Here is an 8,075-nt window from a genome sequence, read left to right as displayed (position 1 = left end):
CCTCCGACCCCAGCAACTCCCGCTGCCACAACGCGTAATCGGCGTACTGCACCGGCAACGCCGCCCACTCCGGCACCCGGCCCTCACACCGCGCCGCATACGCCACCGACAGATCACGCGCCAACCGGCCCATCGACCAGCCATCACCCGCGATGTGATGCACCACCAGCACCAGCACATGCTCATCCGGCCCCACACCGAACAACCACGCCCGCACCGGCACCTCGACCGACAGATCGAAGGCGTGCCGGGCCGCCGCGAGCACCGCCTCGCTGAGCTCGGGAGGTCCTTCGCCGCCCTCCGCAGGGGCGGGCGCGGAGAGATCCTGGAGCCCCCGGAGCCGCTCGTAGGATTCGGGTGTCGCGACCACGTCGACGAACGGCAGGTCCCAGACGAGTTCCTCCATGCCCACGACCCGCTGGTACGGCTCACCGTCGGCCACCGGGAACACTGTCCGCAGCGACTCGTGCCGCCCGATCACGTCCCGCAGCGCGGCGTGGAGTTCCGAGCGGTCGAGCCCGCCGGAGAGGTTCATGACGAGCGGCGGCGCGTTGTACGTCGGGCTCGGGCCCTCCATCTGCCCGAGGAACCACATGCGGCGCTGGTTGAACGACAGCGGCACGCGCTCTGGACGCTCCGCCGCGGTCAGCCGGAGGCGTCCGGCCTCCGAGCCGGCGATGCGGGTCGCGAGGCCGGCGACCGTGGGGGCCTCGAACACGTCGATGACGTCCATCTCGACGTCGAGAAGCGCCCGGATCCGGCTGATCAGGCCGGTCGCCATCAGGGAGTGGCCGCCGAGGTCGAAGAAGTTGTCGTCCACACCGACCTCGTCCACGCCGAGGACGTTGGCGAACGCGGCGCACAGGATCTCCTCCCGCACCGTGGCGGGCGGCCGGCTCGCGGCGCTCGTGTACGCGGGCGCGGGCAGGGCACCGCGGTCCACCTTCCCGTTGGGGGTGAGCGGGATCGCGTCGAGCACCACCACGGCCGAGGGGACCATGAAGTCCGGGAGCCGCTCGGCCGCGAATCCCCGGACCGAGGCCGCGAGCCCGTCGCCCTCCCCCGTCACGTACGCGACCAGGCGTTTCTCGCCCCGCTCGTCCTCGGCGACGATCACCGCCGCGTGGCCGACCTCGGGGTGCGCGGCCATCACCGCCTCGACCTCGGCGGGTTCGATCCGGTAGCCGCGGATCTTCACCTGCTCGTCGGCCCGGCCGACGTAGACCAGCCGTCCGTCGCCGGTCCACCGGACGCGGTCCCCGGTCCGGTACATCCGGGTGCCCGGTCCGCCGAACGGGCAGGCGACGAACCGTTCACCGGTCAGCCCGGGCCTGCCGAGATAGCCGCGCGCGAGGCCGGTCCCGGCGACGTAGAGCTCGCCCGCCACTCCCGCCGGCACCGGCCGCAGGAAGGCGTCCAGCACGAACACGCGCGTGTTGGCGAGCGGGCCGCCGACGTCGGGCTCCTCGCCCGCCGCCAGCGGAGCCGAGATCGCGACGCCGATCGTGGTCTCGGTCGCCCCGTACCCGTTCACGAACCGGCGGCCCGGCGCCCAGCGCGCCACCTGCTCGGCGCTCAAGGCCTCGCCCACCGACGTCAGCGTCACCACCGACGGCACGTCGGCGGGCTCCAGCATCGCCAGCGCCGAGGGCGGCAGGGTCGCGTACGAGACCTCGTGCCGGGCGATCACATCGGTGAGCCCCGGCCCGGGCAGCAGCTCGCTCGCGGACGCCACGACCAGCCGCGCCCCGGGGTAGAGGGCCATCAGCAGGTCCGAGGTGGCCGCGTCGAACCCGACCGCGGCGAACTGCAGCACGCGGCTGCCCGCGTCCACCCCGCACCGCTCGGCCTGCGCGGCCGCGAGGTTCACGCCGCCGGCATGGGTGAGCATGACGCCCTTCGGCCTGCCGGTGGAGCCGGAGGTGTAGATCACGTAGGCCAGGCAGTCCGGCCTCGGGGCCGCGGCGGGGGCCGTCGCGGGTGCCGCGTCCAGCGCCGCGCGCACCTGGGGGGAGTCGACGGCGACCGCCAGGATGTTCCTGACGGGCAGCTCGTCGAGGAGCTCCTCCTGGCCGAGCAGCACCGCGGCATGGCTGTCGGCCAGCATGAACCTGATCCGGTCGGCGGGATAGGCGGTGTCGATCGGCAGGTAGGCCGCACCGGCCTTCCACACCGCGACCAGCGCCACGATCAGGTCGACGCCACGGCTCATCGCCACCGCGACCACCGACTCGGGCCCGATGCCGAGGCTCGTGAGGTGGTGCGCCAGGCGGTTCGCCCGCTCGTCCAGTTCGGCGTACGTCAGCCGGGCCTCGTCGGACACGACGGCCACCGCGTCCGGTGCCCTCGCCACCCGCTCGGCGAACATGTCGGAGAGGTCGGTCTCCGGGACCTCGGTCGCGGTGTCGTTCCAGTCGACGAGCAGGCGCCGGTGCTCCTCGTCGGCCAGGAGGGGCACCCGTCCGGCGCGCTCGGCCGGCGCGACCGCGGCGAGCCGGTCGGCGATGGCCAGGATCCGCCGGTGGATGCGCTGGGCGGCGGCGGGTTCGTGGACGTCGAGGTTGACATCGACGTCGGTCCGGAACCCGGGATCCCCCGGCCGGTCGTAGACGTCGATGCGGGCGCCGTCGATCGCGCCGGTGGAAACGTTGTGGCCGGTGACGGCGCAGCCCCCGAACTTCTCCGGGTAGTCGAAGGCCATCACGTTGACGTACAGGTCGCAGAGAGCGCCGCGCCTCGACTCCCTGAGAGCGTCCTCGTAGCGGTAGCGCTGGTGCCGCAGGCCCCGGTGGACCGCGGTGTTCGTCTGCCGGACGAGATCCGCGACGGTCGTGTCACGGTCGATCCGGAGCCGGATCGGCAGGTTGTTGGCGGTCGTGGCGGGGGCGAACACCCTGCGGCGGTCCGGCAGGCTGAGGACGGGAAGACCGATGACGATGTCCCGCTCGCCGGTGACGCCGTGCTGGTGCACGGCCGCAGAAACGATCATCAGCTCGGTCAGGCCGGTCCCCAGCCCGCGTGCCGCCGACCTCAGGCGCTCGGCGGCGTCGCCGTCGAGGTGGCCGGCGTGCCGCGCCAGGGGGGCCATCAGCCGGGTTCCTCCGCGCCCGTGCGCTCCGGGGGCGTCGGGGAGGTCGGCGAGGACGCCGAGCCAGTACGCCCGGTCGCGGCCGAAGTCGGGCGAGGCCCGGTAGGCGCGTTCCGCCTCCAGGAGCGCGCCCAGCGGCTCCAGCGGCCCGTCGGCGGCGGGCGGGCCCCCGGTGAGCTCGCCGTAGAGGGCGGCGACCCTTCGGACGAGGACCACGAGGGCCCGGCCGTCCATGATCAAGTGGTGGTACCGGTGGTACCAGCGGTGGTGATCCGGGCCGAGGACGAAGACCGCGTGCGTGAACAGCGGGCCGCCGGTGAGATCGGCGGGCGTGCGCACGTCCTGCCGCATCCACGCGTCGGCGGCCGCCGCCGGGTCGGGCCGGCCGCTGACGTCGATGACGGGGACCGCGTGCTCGGCCGAGGCGTCGACGTACTGCTTCGGAACACCGTCCACCACGCGGAAGCGGAGGCGGAGGGCGTCGGCCTCGGCCGCGGCGCGCCGCAGCGCCTCGGCGAAGAGCCCTACCTCGAGATCGCCGCGAATCTCCAGATACTCGGCGATGTTGTACGCCGGATTCTCGGGTGCGAACTGCTGGGCCCGCCAGATATCCAGCTGGCCGGCCATGAGATCATGAAGCACGCGTTCCACGACAGCCTTTCCCGACCGATCAGGGCTTCTACTTCTCCATCTTCTCCATGGCCTCGATCAGGCTCTTGGGCCGCATGTCCGTCCAGGACTTCTCTATGTAGTCGAGGCATTCCTGCCGGCCGGCCTCCCCGAACACCGTTTTCCAGCCGTCCGGCACGTCGATGAATACCGGCCAGAGCGAGTGCTGGTTCTCGTCGTTGACGAGAACCAGGTACATGGCATCGGGGTCTTCAAAAGGATTCGTCACCGTGCTGTCCCTTCACCGGGCCTTGAGAGTCCATGCCGGACAAATGACTAACGATCAACATGCCGCATGGTCAAACGGGTTCGCCAGCCGCCGGTTGAACGCGGCACGGGTGTTCAACCGGCGCACCGCCCCAGTTGGGCACCCGCCGCGGAGGCGCGTTCGAGCGCGCCGGGCAAACAGCGATGAACCCACGCTAGGATCCGGCCCGAACGCACGTTGTTGATCAGCGGACGCCTGACCGAATGGACCGATCACCGGTTTCCTCGCGGTCCATTGAGAATGTTTCATTCAGGCAGCTCGTGCTTCAACGGAAAAGCATCGGGCCGCGCAGCAGGTGATCGACGGGGCGCACCGGCTGCGGGCCGTGGTCATGCGCCCCTGAACCGTCCGTGCGAGAAGGGTGTCCGATGAGTTCTGGAACTGTCGAAGAATTCGATGTCGTCGTCGTGGGCGGCGGTCCCGGCGGCTCTGCTCTGGCCGCGCTCGTGGCGATGCAGGGGCATCGGGTCCTTCTCTTGGAGAAGGAGAGGTTCCCGCGGTACCAGATCGGCGAGTCCCTGCTTCCGGGCACGGTGCAGGGCGTGTGCGTGCTCCTCGGAGTGGCGGACGAGCTGGCCAAGGCCGGCTTCATGGTGAAGCGGGGCGGCACGCTCAGATGGGGCGCCAATCCGGAGCCGTGGACGGTCTCCTTCTCCCTCTCGCCGAAGATGGCCGCGCCGACGTCCTTCGCCTACCAGGTCGAGCGGAGCAGGTTCGACCAGATCCTGCTCGACAACGCCCGCCGCGTGGGCGTCGACGTACGGGAACAATGCTGCGTCACCAACGTGATCGCCGACGAGGAGCGGGTTCGCGGGGTCTCCTATACCGACGCCGGCGGCACCGGCCGCGAGGCCCGCGCCCGGTTCGTCGTCGACGCGTCGGGAAACGGGAGCCGCATCAACCGGCATGTCGGCGGATCGCGAAAGTACTCCGAGTTCTTCCGAAATGTCGCGCTGTTCGGCTACTACGAGGGCGGCAAGCGCCTTCCCGCGCCCAACTCGGGGAACATCCTGTCCGCGGCGTTCGACAGCGGCTGGTTCTGGTACATCCCGCTCAGCGACACGCTGACCAGCGTCGGCGCCGTCGTCCGGCGCGACATGGCGAGCAAGATCCAGGGGGATCCGGAGCGCGCGCTCGAGGCGCTCATCGAGGAGTGCCCGATGATCAGCGACTACCTCTCGTCGGCCAAGCGCGTCACCACCGGCCAGTACGGGAAGCTCCGGGTCCGCAAGGACTACTCCTACCACCACACGGCGTTCTCGCGACCCGGCATGGTGCTCGTGGGCGACGCCGCCTGCTTCATCGACCCGGTGTTCTCCTCGGGCGTCCATCTGGCCACCTACAGCGCCCTGCTGGCCGCGCGCTCGATCAACAGCGTGATGGCCGGCATCGTGGACGAGCGGGTCGCCTTCGAGGAGTTCGAGGCGAGGTACCGGCGCGAGTACGGCGTGTTCTACGAGTTCCTGATGTCCTTCTACGACATGCACGTGAGCGAGACGTCGTACTTCTGGTCGGCGAAGAAGGTCACCAAGAGCACCCACACCGAACTGGAGTCGTTCATCGACCTGATCGCCGGTGTGTCCTCCGGAGAGTCCGCCCTCGCCGACGCGTCCGGCGTGGCGCGGCGTTTCCAGTCGAGGTCGAAGGAGTTCGCCGACGCGGTCGACGAGGTCGGCAGGGGCACGAGGGGCAGCATGATGCCCCTGTTCCGGGCCTCCCTGGTCCGCGAGGCGGTGCGGGAGGGCGCGGTGGTCCAGACGCGCGCACACCTGCGGGAGGAAGCCGGGGCCGAGACGCCGATGTTCGACAGCGGCCTGGTCTCCTCGGCCGACGGCATGTTCTGGGTGCGGGCCGAGGAGACGTGACCGGGGCCGCCCCAAGTCCCGGACGGCGTCACGGTCGTCCGGGATGCGCTCTGGAGAACGGCACCGGTGCCCGGCGCACGGCCGGGCACCGGTCGGACGGCTCCCCTCCGCCGGCGCTCTTCCCCTCGGCTCAGTTCGTCCGCTCGACGAGGTAGGCGGTGAGCCGGTTGACGGTGTCGGCCTCCCAAAGCTGGGGCGGCTCGATGTACACGCCCAGCGCGTCCTCGATGTCGGCGCAGAGCGTGTGCGCGTGAACGGAGTCCAGGCCGCCGCCGGTGAGCGACGCGTCGGGATCGATCTCGGCCTCGGGCACCCTGAGATGGAGGGCGAGGTGCTCGACCAGCCAGGAGCGGACACCCGCCGGCGTCCACGGCGCATCGGTCACATCGGTCTCGGTCACGTGGTCTCCCTTCTCAGCCCGTGATGCCTCGCACATCGGGCTCCAGCTCCGCGTACAGCGGCGCGATCTCGCCGGCGAGGAACCTCGCGCGCGTCTCGACCCGCTGGATCTTGCCGCTGGTCGTCCGGCCCACCGTGCCGCGCCGCACCAGGACGACGTTCCGCACCGGCACCCCCAGCTCCACCGTGAGCCGGCGCGACACGTCCGCCGCGACCGCGGGCAGCTCGGCCGCCGGCGTTCCGGGGGCGACCTCGTGCACGAGCACGATCCGCTCGTCGGGCTCGGAGACCCCGAAGGCCGCGCCGACGAGCCCCGCGAGCGCCGGCTGGTCGCCGCGCGCCGCCTGCTCGACGTCCTGCGGATAGATGTTGCGGCCGTAGACGATCATCATCTCCTTGAGCCGTCCGGTGACGAACAGCTCGCCGTTCACCACGGCGCCCAGATCGCCCGTGCGCAGCCATCCGGGGCCCGCCGGACCGGCGTCCTCATCGGCGAGACGCGCCTCGAAGACCTCGGCCCTGAGTTCGGGCCTGTTCCAGTAGCCGCGCCCCATGGGGGCGCCGCGCAGCCAGATCTCGCCCACGGCGCCGCCGGGCAGCCGGCGGCGGGTCCGCGGGTCGACGATCCGGGTGTCGAAGCCGCCGGGCGGCGCGCCGACGCCCACGATCTCCCTGCCCGTGCCACGGGCCGTCGCGACGAGCGCCGGGGCTTCGGCGGACTCCAGGCGGTCCCGGTCGGCGACGAGGACGGTCGGCGGCGCGCTGGGCGGGGTGGACGTCACGAACACCGTGGCCTCCGCCATCCCGTACGCCGCCGCGAACGCCTCGGGCCGCAGCCCGGTGCGCGCGAAGCGCTTGGCGAACGCCGCCAGGGTGGGCGCGTGGATCGGCTCGGAGCCGTTGTGGATGATGCGCAGCCGGGACAGGTCGAGCGTGTCGAGATCGTCGTCCCGGATGAGGCGGGTGCACAGCTCGAAGGCGAAGTTGGGGCCCCCGGTGATCGTGCTCGCGTACCGCTCCATCATCCGGAGCCACTCCAGGGGGCGCCTGACGAAGGCCGTGGCGGGCATCAGCGCGATGGGATTGCCGAACATCAGGCCCGCCGTGAGATGGAGGAACAGGCCCATGTCGTGGTGGAGGGGCAGCCAGGAGCCGATCGAGTCCTCGGCGCCCGCCCCGGTGCCGGCGCGGATCGCGCCCATGTCGGCGAGGATGTTGCCGTGGCCGAGCATCACCCCTTTCGGGGTCGCCGTGGAGCCCGAGCTGTACTGGAGGACCGCGAGCGTGTCAGGGCCGGGACGGTGGAGCGGCCCCGCGGGCGGCTCCCCTGGTCCGGCCTCTCCCACGTCCTCGACCGGCACCTGCCCGAGCCCGTGATCTCTGAGCCGGGCGGCGAGCGGCTCCCGGTCGTCCTTCGTGGTGACGACGAGACGCGGCGCGCAGTCTCCGATGATCGCGGTGAGCCGGGTGTCGGCGCGCGACTGGCCGGGCGCCGGGACCGGCACCGCCACGAGGCCGGCGAACAGGCACGCGAGGTAGGTCTCGACGTACTCGGTGCAGGTCGGCAGCGCGATGACCACTCGGTCCCCGGGGGCCAGCCGCCCGGCGAGCCCGGCCGCCCGCACCCTGGCGCGGCGGCCGAGCTCGGCGTAGGTGAGGATCTCGTGGTCCTCGGCGGCGGGGCCCCGGACGATGGACAGCGCCATCCGGTCCGGGTGCTCGGCGACCCGTCCGGCGAACGCCTCGGCGACATTCCGGTATCCATCGAAATTCAGCATGAACGCAC

5 protein-coding genes are annotated in these 8,075 nt (G+C 71.6%); 1 reads left to right on the top strand and 4 read right to left on the bottom strand.

Features of this window, described 5'->3' with window-relative positions; all coding sequences use genetic code 11:
• Both BM339_RS05815 and BM339_RS05810 read right to left on the bottom strand, forming a co-directional pair.
• The coding region (locus BM339_RS05815) for a non-ribosomal peptide synthetase (protein ID WP_143118280.1) at positions 1-3,730 on the bottom strand (3,730 nt) is incomplete at its 3' end.
• A gap of 37 nt (positions 3,731-3,767) precedes the next feature.
• On the bottom strand, positions 3,768-3,986 hold the full coding sequence (locus BM339_RS05810; RefSeq protein WP_024935673.1) for an MbtH family protein: 219 nt from the start codon (positions 3,984-3,986) through the stop codon (positions 3,768-3,770).
• Between the two features lie 407 nt (positions 3,987-4,393).
• On the opposite strand from BM339_RS05810, the gene BM339_RS05805 reads away from it, so the two are divergent.
• Positions 4,394-5,890, top strand: coding sequence for a tryptophan 7-halogenase (locus BM339_RS05805; protein WP_075020094.1), 1,497 nt, complete (start codon positions 4,394-4,396; stop codon positions 5,888-5,890).
• 130 nt (positions 5,891-6,020) lie between these two features.
• Here BM339_RS05805 and BM339_RS05800 read toward each other — a convergent pair whose 3' ends face one another.
• Positions 6,021-6,290 carry an acyl carrier protein gene (locus BM339_RS05800; RefSeq protein ID WP_052357646.1) on the bottom strand — a complete coding sequence of 90 codons (270 nt, stop codon included), beginning with the start codon at positions 6,288-6,290 and terminating at the stop codon, positions 6,021-6,023.
• 13 nt (positions 6,291-6,303) lie between these two features.
• Complete coding sequence (locus BM339_RS05795) at positions 6,304-8,067, bottom strand: fatty acyl-AMP ligase (RefSeq protein ID WP_075020093.1); 1,764 nt, start codon at positions 8,065-8,067, stop codon at positions 6,304-6,306.
• Positions 8,068-8,075: the final 8 nt, after the last annotated feature.

Origin of the sequence: Actinomadura madurae (assembly GCF_900115095.1) — a bacterium.
In the GTDB taxonomy this organism is placed as follows: Bacteria; Actinomycetota; Actinomycetes; order Streptosporangiales; family Streptosporangiaceae; genus Spirillospora; species Spirillospora madurae.
This window is presented reverse-complemented; position numbering and strand designations above follow the sequence as displayed.

What these genes read in the sequence shown, in the direction of transcription:
- BM339_RS05805 (WP_075020094.1), top strand. Translation starts at nt 4,394, where the DNA reads ATGAGTTCTGGAACTGTCGAAGAATTCGATGTCGTCGTCGTGGGCGGC.
- BM339_RS05795 (WP_075020093.1), bottom strand. Translation starts at nt 8,067, where the DNA reads ATGCTGAATTTCGATGGATACCGGAATGTCGCCGAGGCGTTCGCCGGA.